Annotated in this window: 14 protein-coding genes and 1 tRNA gene; 13 read left to right on the top strand and 2 right to left on the bottom strand. The window is 67.1% G+C overall.

Annotated elements, in window-relative coordinates:
- The first annotated feature begins 2 nt into the window (after positions 1 to 2).
- The 3 genes from C811_RS04405 to C811_RS04415 all read left to right on the top strand — a co-directional run bounded on the left by C811_RS04405 (position 3) and on the right by C811_RS04415 (position 3,961).
- A complete protein-coding gene (locus C811_RS04405; RefSeq protein ID WP_016308264.1) occupies positions 3 to 623 on the top strand; it encodes a GNAT family N-acetyltransferase in 621 nt (206 codons plus the stop codon).
- Positions 620 to 2,617: a RecQ family ATP-dependent DNA helicase gene (locus tag C811_RS04410; protein WP_016308265.1), complete on the top strand. Its 1,998-nt coding sequence runs from the start codon at positions 620 to 622 to the stop codon at positions 2,615 to 2,617. The genes C811_RS04405 and C811_RS04410 overlap by 4 nt, the downstream gene beginning before the upstream one ends.
- A 141-nt stretch (positions 2,618 to 2,758) precedes the next feature.
- Complete coding sequence (locus tag C811_RS04415) at positions 2,759 to 3,961, top strand: NADP-dependent isocitrate dehydrogenase (RefSeq protein WP_016308266.1); 1,203 nt, start codon at positions 2,759 to 2,761, stop codon at positions 3,959 to 3,961.
- A 218-nt stretch (positions 3,962 to 4,179) separates the two neighbouring features.
- Here the strand turns inward: C811_RS04415 and C811_RS04420 are convergent, their stop codons facing one another.
- A complete protein-coding gene (locus C811_RS04420) occupies positions 4,180 to 5,169 on the bottom strand; it encodes a C-terminal binding protein (RefSeq protein WP_016308267.1) in 990 nt (329 codons plus the stop codon).
- A gap of 195 nt (positions 5,170 to 5,364) precedes the next feature.
- On the opposite strand from C811_RS04420, the gene C811_RS04425 reads away from it, so the two are divergent.
- The 3 genes from C811_RS04425 to C811_RS04435 all read left to right on the top strand — a co-directional run bounded on the left by C811_RS04425 (position 5,365) and on the right by C811_RS04435 (position 6,736).
- On the top strand, positions 5,365 to 6,117 hold the full coding sequence (locus tag C811_RS04425) for an SDR family NAD(P)-dependent oxidoreductase (RefSeq protein WP_016308268.1): 753 nt from the start codon (positions 5,365 to 5,367) through the stop codon (positions 6,115 to 6,117).
- A gap of 150 nt (positions 6,118 to 6,267) precedes the next feature.
- On the top strand, positions 6,268 to 6,594 hold the full coding sequence (locus C811_RS04430) for a Veg family protein (RefSeq protein WP_016308269.1): 327 nt from the start codon (positions 6,268 to 6,270) through the stop codon (positions 6,592 to 6,594).
- Positions 6,595 to 6,660: 66 nt separating this feature from the next.
- Positions 6,661 to 6,736, top strand: a tRNA-Ala gene (locus C811_RS04435).
- 170 nt (positions 6,737 to 6,906) lie between these two features.
- Here C811_RS04435 and pdxR read toward each other — a convergent pair.
- Complete coding sequence (gene pdxR / locus C811_RS04440; RefSeq protein WP_016308270.1) at positions 6,907 to 8,304, bottom strand: MocR-like pyridoxine biosynthesis transcription factor PdxR; 1,398 nt, start codon at positions 8,302 to 8,304, stop codon at positions 6,907 to 6,909.
- A 243-nt stretch (positions 8,305 to 8,547) separates the two neighbouring features.
- On the opposite strand from pdxR, the gene C811_RS04445 reads away from it, so the two are divergent.
- From C811_RS04445 to C811_RS04470, 7 genes are all read left to right on the top strand, one after another.
- Complete coding sequence (locus tag C811_RS04445; protein ID WP_016308271.1) at positions 8,548 to 9,195, top strand: 4Fe-4S dicluster domain-containing protein; 648 nt, start codon at positions 8,548 to 8,550, stop codon at positions 9,193 to 9,195.
- Between the two features lie 19 nt (positions 9,196 to 9,214).
- Entirely contained in the window at positions 9,215 to 11,761 is a 2,547-nt protein-coding gene (locus tag C811_RS04450) for a molybdopterin-dependent oxidoreductase (RefSeq protein WP_016308272.1), read from the top strand.
- Positions 11,762 to 11,765: 4 nt separating this feature from the next.
- Positions 11,766 to 12,098 (top strand): nitrate reductase cytochrome c-type subunit, encoded by a 333-nt coding sequence (locus C811_RS04455; protein WP_016308273.1) that lies wholly within the window; start codon positions 11,766 to 11,768, stop codon positions 12,096 to 12,098.
- 59 nt (positions 12,099 to 12,157) lie between these two features.
- Positions 12,158 to 12,412: a chaperone NapD gene (locus C811_RS0102540; protein ID WP_022926340.1), complete on the top strand. Its 255-nt coding sequence runs from the start codon at positions 12,158 to 12,160 to the stop codon at positions 12,410 to 12,412.
- A 157-nt stretch (positions 12,413 to 12,569) separates the two neighbouring features.
- Positions 12,570 to 13,472: a 4Fe-4S binding protein gene (locus C811_RS04460; protein ID WP_016308275.1), complete on the top strand. Its 903-nt coding sequence runs from the start codon at positions 12,570 to 12,572 to the stop codon at positions 13,470 to 13,472.
- A gap of 134 nt (positions 13,473 to 13,606) precedes the next feature.
- Positions 13,607 to 14,875, top strand: coding sequence for an ammonia-forming cytochrome c nitrite reductase subunit c552 (locus tag C811_RS04465; RefSeq protein WP_016308276.1), 1,269 nt, complete (start codon positions 13,607 to 13,609; stop codon positions 14,873 to 14,875).
- A 274-nt stretch (positions 14,876 to 15,149) separates the two neighbouring features.
- Complete coding sequence (locus tag C811_RS04470) at positions 15,150 to 15,818, top strand: cytochrome c maturation protein CcmE domain-containing protein (RefSeq protein WP_016308277.1); 669 nt, start codon at positions 15,150 to 15,152, stop codon at positions 15,816 to 15,818.
- The last annotated feature ends 1 nt before the right edge of the window (position 15,819 follow it).

Consider the following 15,819-nt stretch of genomic DNA (forward strand, 5'->3'; position numbering starts at 1 on the left):
CGATGGTGCGCGTGCGCTTGGCTACGGTTGCCGATGCCGCGGGGGTGCTCGGCGTGTATGCCCCCTATGTCGAGGAGACCCCCATCACTTTTGAGACTTCGGTGCCGAGCGAGGAGACCTTCGCCGCGCGCATGAGGGCTGTCATCGGCGACTACCCGTATCTGGTCGTGGAAGACGCCGGCCGCATCGTGGGATTTGCCTATGCGCGCCGTCTGGGAGAACGCGACGCCTATGAGTGGAACGTGGAGCTCTCGGTATACTTTGCGCCGACGCACACCGGACGCGGATGGGGGAGCGTTCTGTTCTGGGCGCTGATCGATTTGCTGGCCCAGCAGGGGGTGCGAAACGCCTACAGCTTGGTGACCGTTCCCAATGAGGCGAGCCGCAACCTGCATCGCAAGCTCGGATTCGAGCTGATGGGCATTCAGCGCTGCGCCGGCTACAAGCTCGGCGCCTGGCACGATGTGGCGTGGCTGCGCAAGGTGGTTGGATCGTTCGAGGGCGCGCCCGGTGCGCGGGTTCCCCTGGGCAGTCTCGACGCGGTGGCGGTGCGCGAGGTGCTCGACGCGGCCGAGGCGGCTATGAACGTAGAGGACGCGGGCGCGGGGAGGGGAGTTGTATGATGGGGGCGCGGGAAGATGCCATGGCGCAGGCGCGCAGCGTGCTGGCGGAGCACTTCGGCTACCGGGACTTCCGCCCCGGTCAGGAGGCCGTGGTGGCTGCGGTGCTTTCCGGCCGCGATGCGCTGGCCGTTATGCCCACGGGTGCGGGCAAGTCGGTGTGCTATCAGGTGCCGGCCGTGGTGCTGCCGGGCATGACCGTGGTGGTGAGCCCGCTCGTGTCGCTCATGGCCGATCAGGTGCGGTCCTTGAAAGAGGCCGGCATCCGCGGGGCGTTTCTGAACTCGTCGCTTACGGCGGCTCAGCAGGCCGAGGTGCTTGCTCGGGCGCAGGCTGGTGCCTACGACCTCATGTATGTGGCTCCCGAGCGCCTGGCCGACCCGCGCTTTACCGCCTTTGCCGCGAGCGCTTCCATTCCCTTCGTGGCCGTGGACGAGGCTCACTGCGTGTCCCAGTGGGGCCAGGATTTCCGGCCGTCGTATCTGGCCATCGGCGAGTTCATCGCGGCCCTGCCCGTCCGTCCCGTGGTGGCGGCGCTCACGGCCACGGCCACCGAGCGCGTGCGGGCCGACATCGTGCGGCTGCTCGATCTGCGCGATCCGGCGCTCACGGTGACCGGATTCGACCGCCCTAACCTGCGCTTTGCCGTGGAGCGCTGCGAGCCGAAGCGCAAGGACGCTCGGCTCGACGCCTTCATCGACGAGCGCCGGGCGGAAAGCGGCATCGTGTACTGCTCCAAGCGCGCCTGCGTGGAAGAGGTGTGCGCTCATTTGCGGGAGCGGGGCATTGCCGCCACCCGCTACCATGCGGGCCTCTCGCCCGAGGAGCGCGAGCGCAACCAGCGGGCCTTCGTGGCCGACGACGCGCCGGTCATGGTGGCCACCAACGCCTTCGGCATGGGCATCGACAAGTCCAACGTCAGCTACGTGGTGCATTACAACATGCCCGGATCGGTGGAGGCCTACTACCAGGAGGCCGGCCGCGCCGGTCGCGACGGGGCACCGGCCGAGTGCCTGCTGCTCTGGTGCGACGGCGATATTGCCACGGGCCGTTTCTTCATCGAGCAGGAGTCGGCCAACGAGGCTCTTACGCCCGAGGAGTCCGAGGTAGTGCGCGCCGGGCGCCGCCGTATGCTGGAGGCCATGGTGGGCTACTGCTACACCACCGACTGCCTGCGCCGCTACCTGCTCCGCTACTTCGGTGAAGACGGGGAAGGCGGAGAAGGCGGAGAAGGGCTCGCGCTCGGCGGCCCTGCCGGCGGCGGGGCTGGTGCGGCTGCTGCGGGCGATGCGGCTGCGGCTGCTGGGGGCGGTTCTGTGGCTGGGGATAGCCCTGCGCTCGCAGCGCCCGACCCCCGTTGCTGCTCCAACTGCGCCGGCGAGATGGAGGCCGTGGACGTGACGGCCGAGGCCCGGGCGGTCATGCGCTGCGTCCACGAGTTGCGCGGTCGCTTCGGCAAGACCATGGTGGTGGACGTGCTGCGCGGGGCCGACACCCAGGCCATCCGCTCCCGGGGCCTGAACCGGGCGGCCTCCTACGGCAGCTGCGACGCCAAGCGCCCCCTGCTCATGGAAGTGGTGGAGCTGCTGGCGGCCGGGGGCTACCTCACCATCACCGAGGGCACCTACCCGGTGGTGTGCGCTGGCGGTCGCTACCGCGAGGCGGCGCGGGACGATTTCTCCCTGAGCATGAAGCGCACGGCTTCCAAGGCGAAGCGGGGTGCGGCAGCGCGCGCGGCCGGTGGCGCCGGCGCGGTGCTGGCCGCGTCCGACGAGGCCCTGTTCGAGCGCCTGCGCGCCCTGCGCAAGCGCCTAGCCGACGCGGCCGAGGTGCCGCCCTATGTGGTGTTTCCCAACACCACGCTCGCCGCCATGGCCTCCGCCCGTCCCGCCACGGCCGCCGAGCTCCTGGCCGTTCCCGGCGTGGGCGAGAAGAAGCTCGCGACCTACGGCGAGCCCTTCCTCGCCGAGATCGCCGCCTTCCAGGAGAAGGGATAGGGGGCAGCGCCCCTGCGTTTCGTCGCTCTTCGGCGCGTCCCTTCTGCGTTACATCCTTGTTTCTGGGCGAATTGCGGGGCGCGGTGGTCATGTTTCGCGGTAGCATAGGCACCGAGCAATTCCGATACCCGAGGAGGCCCTGTGACGAAAATCGCAATGACCACGCCGCTGGTGGAGATGGACGGCGACGAGATGACCCGCATCATCTGGCAGATGATCAAAGACGAGCTGATCTGCCCCTTCGTGGATCTCAAGACCGAGTACTACGACCTGGGCCTGGAGCACCGCAACGCCACCGACGATATGGTCACCATCGAGTCGGCCGAGGCCACCCAGCGGCTCGGCGTGGCCGTGAAGTGCGCCACTATCACGCCGAACGCCGCCCGCATGGACGAGTACGACCTGAAGCAGATGTGGAAGAGCCCCAACGGCACCATCCGCGCCATGCTGGACGGCACGGTGTTCCGCACTCCCATCAACGCGGCGGGCATCGAACCCTGCGTGCGTAACTGGGTCAAGCCCATCACCATTGCCCGTCACGCCTACGGCGACGTGTACAAGAACGTCGAGATCCGCGTGCCCGGCCCCGGCAAGGTGGAGCTGGTGTACACCGGCGAGGACGGCACCGAGATTCGCGAGCTCGTGCACGAGTACGACGGGGCCGGTGTGGCCCAGGGCATGCACAACCTGGACGCCTCCATCGCCAGCTTCGCCACGAGCTGCTTCGAGTTCGCCCTGGACACCAAGCAGGACCTGTGGTTCGCCACGAAGGACACCATCTCCAAGAAGTACGACCACCGCTTCAAGGACATCTTCCAGGAGATCTACGACGACCAGTACGCCGAGCGCTTCGAGGCGGCCGGCATCGAGTACTTCTACACCCTCATCGACGACGCCGTGGCCCGCGTCATGAAGGCCGACGGCGGCTTCATCTGGGCCTGCAAGAACTACGACGGCGACGTGATGAGCGACATGGTGTCCTCGGCCTTCGGGTCGCTGGCCATGATGACCTCGGTGCTCGTGAGCCCAGCCGGCGTCTACGAGTACGAGGCGGCTCACGGCACCGTGCAGCGCCACTACTACAAGCACCTGGAGGGCAAGGAGACGTCCACGAACTCCGTGGCCACCATCTTCGCCTGGTCCGGCGCCCTGCGCAAGCGCGGCGAGCTGGACGGGTTGGACGAGCTGGTTGCGTTCGCCGACCGTCTGGAAGCGGCTACCCTGGATACCATCGAGGCCGGCGAGATGACCGGCGACTTGGCCCGCATCACCACGCTTGAGAATCCGACCACCCTTTCCACGGGCGATTTCATCAAGGCCATCGCCAAGCGCCTGGCCGCTTAGCGCACAAGGGCCCATGCTGCTGGGCCCTTGCTCCTCTTGTTTGGAAATCCTGCTTTTTTGGGACAAATCAGTTGGAAAATATGCTTTTCTGGGTTTGAGAAACCACCACTCTGAACTGCGGAAACTCATAAATCAGCAGGTCAGGGTAGTGTACAGAAAAGCATATTTTCCAACGCCCGACTACGCGAAACGCCCCTGGTCGTGCCCCGCCGCACCCGCTACTTCGCGAGCGCCCGGGGAAGCACCGCGGGGTTCACGCAGGCCTCGGGGGTGCGGCCGAGCACCACGTCGATGGCGTTCTGCGTGCAGCGCTGCCGCAGCTCCACGGCCGATTCCTCCGACCAGTAGGCCGCGTGCGCGGTGAGCACCGTGTGCGGCGCGCGCATGATGGCCGCGTCGGCGGGCACGGGCTCGGTCTCGAACACGTCGATGCCCGCGCCCCAGAGCCTTCCCGCCTCAAGGGCCGCCGCCACGGCGTCGGTGTCGATGACGGCGCCGCGGGAGGTGTTCACCACGATGGCGCCTGGGCCCAGCAGGGCGACGTTGTCGGCGTTCAGCAGGTGGCGGGTCTCGGGGGTGAGCGCCGTGTGGAAACTGACCACGTCGGCAGTGCGTAGGGCCTCGTCGAAGGCGAGGTGAGGAAAGCCCTCGGCCGTGAGGGTGCCCGGCTGGCCGTGACGGTCCCATACGACGACGGAGAAGCCGAGGGCGGCCGCCTTGACGGCTGTGGCCCGGCCGATGTTGCCGTAGCCCACCACGGCGAAGGTGCGGCCGCGCACCTGGCCCAAGGGCCGGCGGCGCGCGAAGTCCCACACGCCGGCGCGCATGTCGGCGTCGATCTCGTTGATGCGTCGCAGGCATGCCAGCGCGAGCGCGATGGCATGGTCGCTCACCACTTCGGTGCCGTAGGCCGGTACGTTGCACACGGCGATGCCGCCGGCTGTGGCCGCCTCCACGTCGATGTTGTCCACGCCGGTGCCGGTCTTGCTGATGACCCGGGCGGCCGGCAGGGCGGCGATCACCTCGGCCGTGAAGCGGCCGTAGGAGGTGATGATCCCGTCGGCACCGGCCGCATGGGCGATGATCTCGTCGGCGGTGCAGTGGCGGCCGTGGCTGAAGCTCGTGAACTCAATGCCCGCCGCCTCCACCATGGCCCGCTCAAAGTCGCAGTCGTCGAAATCGAAGTCCACCATCGCAATGGTTGCCATGGCCCCTCCCTTCCGCAGGTTCGCTGATCCGTTGAGAACGCCATTGTAGCCTCCGCGGGCCGTTCTGCCGACGCACTGGGCGCGGCAACCCTTATACTGACAAGCCCTGTCGCCCAACGGCTCGGCGGCTTTTCCCGTCCGAGCGTGCGGGCCGGGGTGCACCTATCGGTAGATCGATCAGATGGGAGTTCCATAATGAAGAAGCTTGAGGGGCGCGTGGCCATTGTAACTGGGGCCAGCTCGGGGGTGGGCCGGGGCCTGGCCAAGGTGCTCGCCGAGAACGGCGCGAGGATCTGCGCCTGCGCCCGCCGTGTGGAGAAGCTCGAGGAGCTGAAGGCGGAAGTGGAGGCCTTCGGCGGGGAGGTGCTGCCCGTGGCCTGCGACGTGACCGACGTCGACCAGATCAACAACGTGGTGGCCCAGTGCGTCGAGCGCTTCGGCGGCATAGACATCCTCATCAACTGCGCCCAGGGCGCCATGGAGTACCGCGAGATCAACGATGTTGACGAGGCCTATGCGCTCGAGGCCTTCGAGAGCGGCCCGCTCGCTTCCATGATGTTCATGAAGGCCTGTTTCCCCTACCTGAAGGAGAGCGGCCACGGTCGCGTCATCAACACCGCCTCGGCGGCCGGCTACGACGGCAACGCTGGCTTCGGCGCCTACGGCATGGCCAAGGAGGCCATTCGCGCCATCACCCGCACGGCGGCCAACGAGTGGGGCAAATACGGCATCACGGTGAACGTGTTTCTGCCCATCATCGCCACCGACTTCTTCCGCGAGACCCAGCCGGCGGCCCTGAAGAGCCTGGAGGCGAAGACACCGCTCGGCTACATCGGCACCACTGAGGCGGACTGCGCCCCGCTCATCGTGCTGCTCGTCAGCGACGAGGGCGGCTACTTCACCGGCCAGTCCTACATGGTGGACGGCGGCATCCACAAGCATTCCTAAGACTTGCGCACCTCTTGGAGCCGCCTTCAAAAATGGGCCCCGCTAGGGGTTGCGGATATTCCCGCGGCCGAAAAAAGTTGCGGGGCTTGACAATCGTGGTATGATATGGGGCTGTACTTGTACCGTCAGCACACGTGAGGAAGTTAGTCAATGGATTTGGCCAAGCAGGCAAAGATCGTCGACGGCATTCATGATACCCTGAATGATTTCGTCGGTCAACGACTGAAGGTGCGCGCCAACATGGGCCGCTCGAAGATCGTCGAGAGCGAGGGCGTGCTCACCCAGGTTCACCCGCAGCTGTTCATCATGGAGGTCGATCGCAAGCGCGGCCGCACCGCCCGTCAGTCCTACCAGTACGTGGACGTGCTCACCGGCATGGTGGAGCTGTCCCAGAACGGCGAGCCCTTGTTCGCGCCCTTTGTGGACGAGTCCATGGAGCTGATCGACTACGTTATGGAGGAGCGCGTCGTCTCCTAAAGGAGAGTTGACAATCTCCTTCAAATGGGGCAAACTACTGCCCTGCGCGAAAGCGCTTACCTTCGTGGGGATGTAGCTCAGCTGGGAGAGCATCACGTTCGCAACGTGGGGGCCGAGGGTTCGAATCCCTTCATCTCCACCACGAAACTCAAAGACCTCCGATATCGGGGGTCTTTTTCGTGTTCGGGAAACTTCCGGGGGGGGATGCGAGCTCGCGAAGGGGAGTGGCCTGTGGGCTGTTCGGGCTCGGGGCTCCGATCCCGCCCGCGCGCTGCTCGGGCGCAGGGGGCTCCGATCCCGCCCGCGCGCTCGCTACCCGAACCACGCTGCGGCCAAGGCGCGGATGCCGGGTTCGATGTCGTCCTCGGCGATGGAGGAGAATCCTACGAGCACCGTGGAGCTCACGTGCTTCGCCGGATCCGTCCAGTACTTCTTGGTGGGGTACACTGCCACGTCGGCCTCGGCGGCCCGGCGCACCAGCTCGTCTTGGGGCCGGCCGTCGCGTACGCGCACGAGCAGGTGCAGCCCCGTGCCGTTCTCCAGCATCTCCACGTCGTTGCCCATGGTGGCGCTCAGCACTCGGGTGAGCGTCTCGTACTTGCGACGGTTCTTCGCCTGCACGCGACGTAGGTGCCGGTCCCACGACCCGTCGGTCATGAAGCGGGCGAGCACCTGCTGGTTGAGCCACGGCACCGGCGAGTAGGAGCTCGCGAAGGCCTCACGCCACCGGTCGCGCAGCGGCTCGGGCAGCACGAGGTAGTTGATGCGCAGGGCCGGGGAGAGCGATTTCGAGAAGGTACCCATGTAGATGACGCGCCCGCGCCGGTCCATGGAGGCGAGCGGTGGCAGCGAGCGCTCGCGGTAGCGGAAGTCGCGGCAGTAGTCGTCCTCCAGCAGGTAGGCGTCGTGGCGTTCGGCCCACTTTAGCACCGCCTCGCGGGTGTCAGTGGGCATGACGCGGCAGGTGGGGAACTGGCTGGAAGGCGTGAGGTAGGCGAGGCGCGCGCCCGAGGTCTCCAGGTCGTCCAGAAAGGCGGCGGTGCCGAGTCCCACCCGGCATGGAGCCAGCGGGAAGCGCGATCGCTCGATGACCGTGCGCACGCCGTCGTAGCCGGGGTCCTCCATGGCCACTGCGTCGCGGACGGGGTCGAAGAGTGCGAGCAGGTTCTGCACGCTCGTCTGGGTGCCCCCCTGGATGACGATCTGCGCCGGGGTGCAGTCGATGCCCCGCTGGGTGGAAAGCCGCCAGGCGATGGCCGCGCGCAGGCTCTCCTCGCCGAACGGGTCGTTGTAGGCGTCGCAGCCGGCGCTCTCCACCGACAGCAGGATGTCGTCGGTGATGGCGCGCCAGGTCATGGCCGGGAAGGTGCCGGGCTCCAAATCGCCGTAGGTGAAGTCGTAGCGGGCCCGGCTCGCCTTGGCGCCGATGAGCGGCTCGGCCAGCAGGGCGCCGCGGTCGGCATCGGCCTGCACGAAGGCGACGTTCTGCACGATGTAGCCCGAGCCTGGCCGGCTCTTCACGTAGCCCTCCTGGGCGAGCAGCGCGTAGGCGTTCTCCACGGTATTGCGGGCGCAGCCCAGATCGGCGGCCATGCTGCGAATCGGCGGCAGGCGCGAGCCCTCGGGCTGGCCGCCCTCTTCGATGCGGTGGCGCAGCTGGTCGAAGAGCTGTTGGTAAAGCGGCGTGTCCAGGCGGTCGTCCAGGTGCATGGCTCATCTCCTCGCAGGTTCGGCGGCAGCTCCATGATAGCAAAATGAGGACATTTCATGAATGCGTCCCCATTGTTCAAAGAACCGTCCCCATCACTTTCGAGAAAACCGTCCCTAAATTCGTGTATCATCCCCAAATATTCGGGGCAGAGCGTCCCTTTCTCGAAAGATTGTCCCCCTTGTATGCTGGCAGCAGCAAGGGACGGAGAGGAACCGTCCCCAACACATCGGAGGGGGTGCGTTATGAGGATCGTCGCTGCTGCGGGAGCCGCCGCGGTGTTCGCCGCCGGCGTCGCCCTAGCTGCCGCCCCGCCGCCTCTGCCCCTGCTGCGGCCGCCGGGAGCGGCGTCTCCGGTCGATTTCGCCGCCCGCTGCATCCGCTGCGGCCGCTGCCTGGAGGCCTGCCCCTACCAGGCTATTCACGCGGCGCCCCTGAACGCGGGTCGCGAGGCTTCCACGCCTTTCGTGAACGCACGGGCCCAAGCCTGCCGCCTGTGCGTCGATTTCCCCTGCGCCGCCGCATGCCCCACCGGGGCGCTCTCCGTGCCCGCCGAGCGCGCCGACGCCGCCATGGGCACGGCCGTCGTGAACGAGGAGACCTGCCTGTCGTTTCAGGGCATGCGCTGCGAGGTGTGCTACCGGGCCTGCCCGCTCATCGACGAGGCCATACGTATCGACTACCGTCCGCGCGAGGGCGACGACATCCACGCGGTGTTCGCGCCGCAGGTGAATGCCGAGGTGTGCCCCGGCTGCGGCCTGTGCGAGCAGCGCTGCCCGGTGAGCGATCCGGCGCCCGCCATCGTGGTGGTGCCCGCCGGCGCCGATGCGGACGATTACGGGGCCCGGCGCAACGGGCATGCCATTGGGGGACCCGGGGCTGTGCGCCCCTGACCGATAAGGGAGGAATACCATGGAACTCACTCGACGCGCTTTCGTGAAATCCACGGCGGTGGCGCTCGCCTCGGCGGCGGCTGCCGGCACTATGGCCGGCTACTCGTCGCTCGCGGGCACGGGCGCCGATTCGGCCGCCCTCGCCGGCGACACGGTGAAGACCGTGGGCGTGTGCCGCTTCTGCGGCTGCGGCTGCGGCGTTATCGTGGAGGCCAAGGACGGCAAGGTGATCTCGGTCACCGGCGACCCGGAGAATGGCTCGAGCCGCGGCCTCAACTGCGTGAAGGGCTACTACCTGGCCCGCGCCCTCTACGGCGAGGATCGTCTGACCAAGCCGCTCATCCGCGACGATGCGTCCACCAAGGGCACCCCCGACGGCCTGCGCGAGGCCACCTGGGAGGAAGCCCTCGACCTGGTGGCGGGAAAGCTGCGCGACACGTGGAAGGCTGACAAGAGCCGGCTGGCGTTCTGGGGCAGCGGTCAGCAGCCCATCGTGGAGGGCTACTGCACCGCCAAGTTCTGGAAGGCGGGGCTGCTCTCCAACAACATCGACCCCAACGCGCGCCTGTGCATGGCCAGCGCCGTGGTGGGCTTCATGAACGTGTTCCAGACCGACGAGCCGGCCGGCTGCTACGCTGACATCGACGAGACCGACGTGTTTGTCACCTGGGGCGCCAACATGGCCGAGGCGCATCCCATGCTGTACTCGCGCCTGACGGCTCGTAAGCTCGCCGACGGGAACGTGCGCCACTACGACGTGACCACCATGACCACGCGCACCTCGGCCTCGGCCGACAAGGTGATCACCTTCCGCCCGGGAAGCGACATCGCCATCGCCAACGCCATCGCCAACTACCTCATCGTGAACGACAAGTACGATCACGACTTCGTAGCCGACCACGTGCAGTTCAAGCAGGGCACCGAGAATCTCGGCAACGCCACCGACGACGGCTACGACAAGTCCGACATCGGCCAGGCCGTGGACAACGTGGAGCCCATCGACTTCGACGCCTTCGCGGCGCGCCTGGCCCCCTACACCCTGGAGTACGCCGCCGAGATCTCCGGCGTGCCGGCCGAGGACATCCAGGAACTCGCCGAGGTGTTCGCCGACAAGGGCCGCAAGGTGCTGAGCCTGTGGACCATGGGCGTGAACCAGCACAACCGCGGCACGTGGATGAACCACTGCATCTACAACATCCACCTCCTCACCGGCCGCTACGCCCGCCCCGGCGACGGCGCCTTCTCGCTCACCGGCCAGCCCACGGCCTGCGGCACTGCCCGCGAGGTGGGCACCTTCTCGCACCGCCTGCCCGCCGACCTGGTGGTGAAGAACCCCGACCATCGCCGCTACACCGAGGCCATCTGGGACTTGCCCAACGGCTATCTGGATGCCATCGAGACCCCCGGCTTCCACACGGTGAAGATGTTCCGCGAGCTTTCCAAGGGGAACATCGACTTCCTTTGGAGCGCCCACAACAACTGGGCCGTCTCCATGCCCAACCTCACGCGCTTCCTCGGCAAGGGCGATCTTGCGGGCATCAACGACGCCTTCATCTGCGTGGCCGAGGTGTACCCGACACTGTCCTGCCAGTACGCCGACGTGGTGCTGCCCGCGACCATGTGGGTGGAGCGCGAGGGTGCCTTCGGCAACGGCGAGCGCCGCACGGCCGTGTTCGAGAAGGCGGTGGACGCGCCCGGCGAGGCGAAATGGGACCTCTGGATGCTCATGGAGATCGCCAAGCGGGTGCTCGCCGGCGAGCAGATCGGCGGCGAGGACGCCTTCGACCACTTGTTCGGCGCCTGGTACGATGCCGATGCGGCCGCCTTCAAGGGAACCGACCGCGAGGTGTGCGCGAGCATCTGGGAGGAGTACCGCACCTTCAGCAACCCGAGCCTGAACCCCGACGCGGAGGCCATCAACGCCGAGGCCAAGCTGAAGATGGAGGCCAAGCAGCTGGCGCCCTACGAGGAGTACATCCACAACCACGGGCTCACCTGGCCGGTGCGCGAGGTAGACGGGAAGTGGCTGCCCACCCTGTGGCGCTTCTGTGACGGCAAGCAGGAGGACGGCTTCGACGAGCACGGCGTGGAAACCTACGGCGCGCACGACAAGGCCGGCGGCGTGAGCTTCTACAAGTCGGCCGACCAACGCCCCTCGGTGGTGTTCCGCCCCTATGAGCCGCCGGCTGAGGAGCCGAGCGAGGAGTACCCGTTCTGGTTCTCCACGGGGCGCTTGCTGGAGCACTGGCACACCGGGTCGATGACCCGCCGCGTGCCCGAGCTCGCCCGGGCGCTTCCCGAGGCGCTGCTGGATGTGAACCCGGCCGACTGCGAGCGTTTAGGGGTGACCGACGGCGATCGCGTGCGGCTCACCTCGCGCTTCGGCACCTGCGACATCACGGTGTCCACCGCGGGGCGCACCCGGCCGCCCGAGGGTATGGTGTTCGCGCCGTTCTTCGCCGAGGAGACGCTCATCAACCTGGTGGTCCAGGACACCTACTGCCCGCTTTCCAAGGAGCCCGATTTCAAGAAGACCTGCGTTTCCATCGAGAAGATTGAGGGGTAGCGCCATGAAGAGGAAAAAGACGATCGCGGCCGCCGTGCTGGCCGGCGCGCTGGGCCTGGCGGCGCTGGGCGGATGTTCCGAGCCTATGGCCGACACGGGCGCGACCTACAACCCGGGCGAGCCGCCGCTCATGCCGGCGAGCCACGAGGGGCGCTACGAGCGCCTCGGCGCGAATGGCTGCTACGGCTGCCATGGGTCGAGCGATACGGCCGAGGTGCTCTTGAGCATGGCCACGCCGCTGCCCGCCGACCACTATGTGGGAGGCGACGCCGCCACGCGCGCCATCGACGGCCCCCGTGCCGAGTGCATCACCTGCCATCCGGTGAGCCAGGAGTAGTTGCCGTGGTGGGGAGGGCGGCCCCGCTGCCTTTCCCGCTGCTGCAGGAAGGAGCGAGCATGGAAGACGAGAAGCTGGTCATCTCCTCGCTGATTGTAGAGGCGCACCCTGAGGCCGTGCCCGCGGTGACCGAGGCGCTGGCGGCCCTGGAGGGGGTGGAGGTGCACGAGGTGAACGGCTACAAGATCGTCGTCACCATCGAGGCGCCTTCGACGGGAGCATCCCACGAGGTATCGAGCCGCATGGTGGCGATCCCCGGCGTGCTGAACGTGAACCTGGTGTACGTGAACTTCGAGGACGAAACGCTCGGGTAGCGGCTCTTCGCCGGTCGGGACCATGGGGTATTCTGATTCGCTCAGACAGTCCTCGCTTTGTGGAGCAGTCCTCTGGACTGCTCCAGTCGCTGCGGAACTCGCTCGGTCAGAACACCCCATGTTCCCTCTACGCATTGCCATTGTTGAGGAGAAAATTGTGACTCGGTCTATGGGAAAGATAACGCTGGCTCGGCGGATCGTTCAGGTGGTGATGCTCGGGCTGTTCTGCTTGCCGCCGCTGTTGGCCGGATGGGGTTTGGCGGGGCTGTACGCGGGCGGCGATGGGGAGGTTGCCACGCCGGCCGAAGGTGTGTTCTTCGGGAGTCTCTCGTCGTCGGCGGCGGCTGGCATCCCGCTGCTCGACCCGCTCGCGGCCCTCGAGGTGCTCGCTTCCGGCTACGGGCTGGCGGCAGTGGGCCTTGCGGGGGCGGCCCTCGTGGTGGTGGCCTACGGCCTGGTGCGCGGGCGGGCCTTCTGCGGGTGGGTATGTCCGGTGAACCTCATCGGCGAGGGTGTTGACGCCTTGCGTCGTCGCCTCGGCATCGCGGTGCCCGAGCGGGTGCTCGACCGCCACGTGAAGATCGCCGTGGCCGCGGCCGTGGTGGCGGTATCGGCGCTTGTGGGCTTTCCCGTCTTCGAGACCGTCTCTCCCATCGGCGCGGTGAACAAGGGGCTCGCCTTCAGCGGGTTTGCCGGGGCGGGTACGCTTGCGGCCATCGTGATCGCCGAGCTCTTCGTGAGCCGGCGCGTGTGGTGCCGCTCACTGTGCCCGCTGGGCGGCCTCTTCCAGGTCCTCGGCCGCGCGGGCCAGATGAACGTGCACATTAACCACGACGCCTGCGTGCACTGTGGTCGATGCGAGGAGGCGTGTTTGGCCGATCCCGTCATTTTGGCGCCCGCGCTCTCGGGCGATGACGTCATCGTGCGCGCCGGCGACTGCATGGCCTGTGGCGCCTGCGTGGACACGTGCCCCGCTCGGGCGCTGAGTTTCTCCCTCGGCCGCCTTCCCGCGCGGGCGCAGACCCGGCGGGAGGAGCGCGATCCCGTGGCAGAATCCTAGGAAGCGTCGGGTTGGCCCTCGCTCCGTCCCCACCAATGAGCGGAGAACCGTCCCTTTTCGCGGGAGGCCCCTCGCGGTAGTCTCGTGTCAACGGAAGCTGCGCCGATGAGCGCGGCCGATCAAAGGAGGGAACCATGAGAAAGTCGACGATGCGCATCGCTGTCACGGCCGTAGGCACGGTGGCGTTGGTGGCGGCCCTGGCCGCTTGCGCGCCCGCGGGATCCGGCAACCCGCAGGAGCCCGCGACAGGTGCCGGTACGTCCGAGCCTGTGGCCGCTCCGGTCGAGACCCCCGAGGCCGACGAGTTCGGCGTCGTGCTGGCCGACAGCTGGAAGGACATCTACCCGGGCCAGTACGCCACCTACAAGGCCAACGAGGCCAACAGCCCCGAGGGTAAGATGAACTACCTGGAAGAGTACCCGGAGCTGGCCACCATGTACGCCGGCTATGGCTTCGCCAAGGGCTACGACGAGGCCGCGTCCCACAGCTACACGCTGCGTTCCATCTCGGAGACGCCGCGCGTGAACGACAAGACCCTGGCCAACTGCATCACCTGCAAGACGCCGCAGTTCACGGCCATGGTGAACAGCGAGGGCGACGAGGCCTACGCCCGCCCCTTCGCCGAGGTGCTCGCGCAGATGAGCGAGCCCATCAGCTGCTACAACTGCCATGAGAACGACCCCACCCAGGTGGTCGTCACCCAGCGGCACTTCGCCCATGCCATGGGCTCCGATGCCGAGCAGGTGCCCGTGGAGGCCCAGACCTGCGGCCAGTGCCACAACGAGTACTACTTCGATCCGGACACCAAGGCCACGAGCAATCCCTACGAGGGGTTGGCGGCCATGGACGCCGAGGCCATCTTGGCCTACTATGACGAGATGGGCTTCAAGGATTGGGAGCACCCCGAGACCGGCGCGCCCATGCTCAAGGCCCAGCATCCCGAGTTCGAGACCATCTACGGCGCCGAGCAGTCTTCCATGGCTAAGCAGGGCTACAGCTGCGCCGATTGCCACATGGCCCCCGTCTCCGACGAGAACGGCGAGTACAGCTCCCATGAGCTGGTGAGCCCCTTGGAGAATCCCGCGATCACGGAGCAGTGCGGCAGCTGCCACAAGGACATCGCGGGCGAGGTGCGCGGCTGGCAGAAGGAGGTTACCGACCGCGAGCACGCCATCGCCGCCGACATCAAGCGCTACACCGACGAGCTGGCCGCCCAGAAGGACAGCCTGGATGCCGACAAACTGGCCCAAGCCCAGCAGATTCAGCGCCATGCGCAGTTCTACTGGGACTACGTGATGGTGGAGAATTCCGAGGGTGCCCACAACTATAAGGCCGCCCACGCCAACCTCGACAAGGCCGAGGCCCAGTTGGAAGAGGGTTTCGCCCTGCTCGGCATCGCCTAGGTTCGGCTCATTCGTCCACTCGCGCGGGAACCCTTCCTCCCGCGCTTCGGCCCGGCGCGCATCCCCCAGCGGTGCGCGCCGGTGCTTTTTGCGGGACGGCGGCCGGGCGGCTCCGCCGCGCCCAGCCCATTGCGAAAATGTTGCGTTTGCGCTGATCTGCTGGTTTCGGCGGAGTTCCCGCCCGCGCCCGCGCGTGTTTCGGCGATACTGGCCGATGGTATTTTTCAGACCGTCGGGGAGGCCGGTCTGGCTCATCGACGGAAACAGGAGGATTATGAACGCGAAGATGAAGAAGAGGATGATCGCCGTCTCCGGCGTCATCGTCATCGTGCTCATCCTGGTGCTCGCCTTTGTGGGCGGCAACACCGCCGCCACCACGCTTTCGGTGGCCGAGGCGGCGGAGAACCCCCAGGCGGGCCAGAAGGTGCAGGTATCGGGCAACGTGGTGCAGGATTCCTTCGCCACCACCGACAACGTGCTCACCTTCAAGATCTACGATCCGGAGGGCGATCCCGCCACCCATCTGGAGGTGCGCTACGACGGCGCCGCCTCCTCCACCTTCGGCAACGATGTGACCGCCATCTGCACCGGCAAGATCAACGAGGCCGGCGTTCTGGAGTGCAGCAACTTGGTCACCAAGTGCCCCTCGAAGTACGAGAACGCCGACAACGCCCTTCAAGTGTCGCAGCTGCTCGGTTACGGCAACGAGGTGATCGGCAAAGTGGTGAAGGTGACCGGCACCGTGGCCGAGGGCACCCTGACCGCTGCGGGCCAGGGCGACCGTTTCGTGCTGGCCGAGTCCGGCGACAAGAGCGTCGTGCTGCCCGTCACCTTCGATGGGGCCCTGTCGGATGAGGTGACCGATGGCGCCACCGTGGTGCTGACCGGCGCCATGACCGACGACGGCAAGTTCGCCGCCACCGACGTTGCATTGGAGGGTTAGG

Origin of the sequence: Adlercreutzia caecimuris B7 (assembly GCF_000403355.2) — a bacterium.
Lineage (GTDB): Bacteria > Actinomycetota > Coriobacteriia > Coriobacteriales > Eggerthellaceae > Adlercreutzia > Adlercreutzia caecimuris.

What these genes read in the sequence shown, in the direction of transcription:
- C811_RS04425 (WP_016308268.1), top strand. Translation starts at nt 5,365, where the DNA reads ATGAAGAAGCTTGAGGGGCGCGTGGCCATTGTAACTGGGGCCAGCTCG.
- C811_RS04410 (WP_016308265.1), top strand. Translation starts at nt 620, where the DNA reads ATGATGGGGGCGCGGGAAGATGCCATGGCGCAGGCGCGCAGCGTGCTG.
- C811_RS04405 (WP_016308264.1), top strand. Translation starts at nt 3, where the DNA reads ATGGTGCGCGTGCGCTTGGCTACGGTTGCCGATGCCGCGGGGGTGCTC.
- C811_RS0102540 (WP_022926340.1), top strand. Translation starts at nt 12,158, where the DNA reads ATGGAAGACGAGAAGCTGGTCATCTCCTCGCTGATTGTAGAGGCGCAC.
- C811_RS04455 (WP_016308273.1), top strand. Translation starts at nt 11,766, where the DNA reads ATGAAGAGGAAAAAGACGATCGCGGCCGCCGTGCTGGCCGGCGCGCTG.
- C811_RS04465 (WP_016308276.1), top strand. Translation starts at nt 13,607, where the DNA reads ATGAGAAAGTCGACGATGCGCATCGCTGTCACGGCCGTAGGCACGGTG.
- C811_RS04450 (WP_016308272.1), top strand. Translation starts at nt 9,215, where the DNA reads ATGGAACTCACTCGACGCGCTTTCGTGAAATCCACGGCGGTGGCGCTC.
- C811_RS04470 (WP_016308277.1), top strand. Translation starts at nt 15,150, where the DNA reads ATGAACGCGAAGATGAAGAAGAGGATGATCGCCGTCTCCGGCGTCATC.
- C811_RS04430 (WP_016308269.1), top strand. Translation starts at nt 6,268, where the DNA reads ATGGATTTGGCCAAGCAGGCAAAGATCGTCGACGGCATTCATGATACC.
- C811_RS04445 (WP_016308271.1), top strand. Translation starts at nt 8,548, where the DNA reads ATGAGGATCGTCGCTGCTGCGGGAGCCGCCGCGGTGTTCGCCGCCGGC.
- pdxR (WP_016308270.1), bottom strand. Translation starts at nt 8,304, where the DNA reads ATGCACCTGGACGACCGCCTGGACACGCCGCTTTACCAACAGCTCTTC.
- C811_RS04420 (WP_016308267.1), bottom strand. Translation starts at nt 5,169, where the DNA reads ATGGCAACCATTGCGATGGTGGACTTCGATTTCGACGACTGCGACTTT.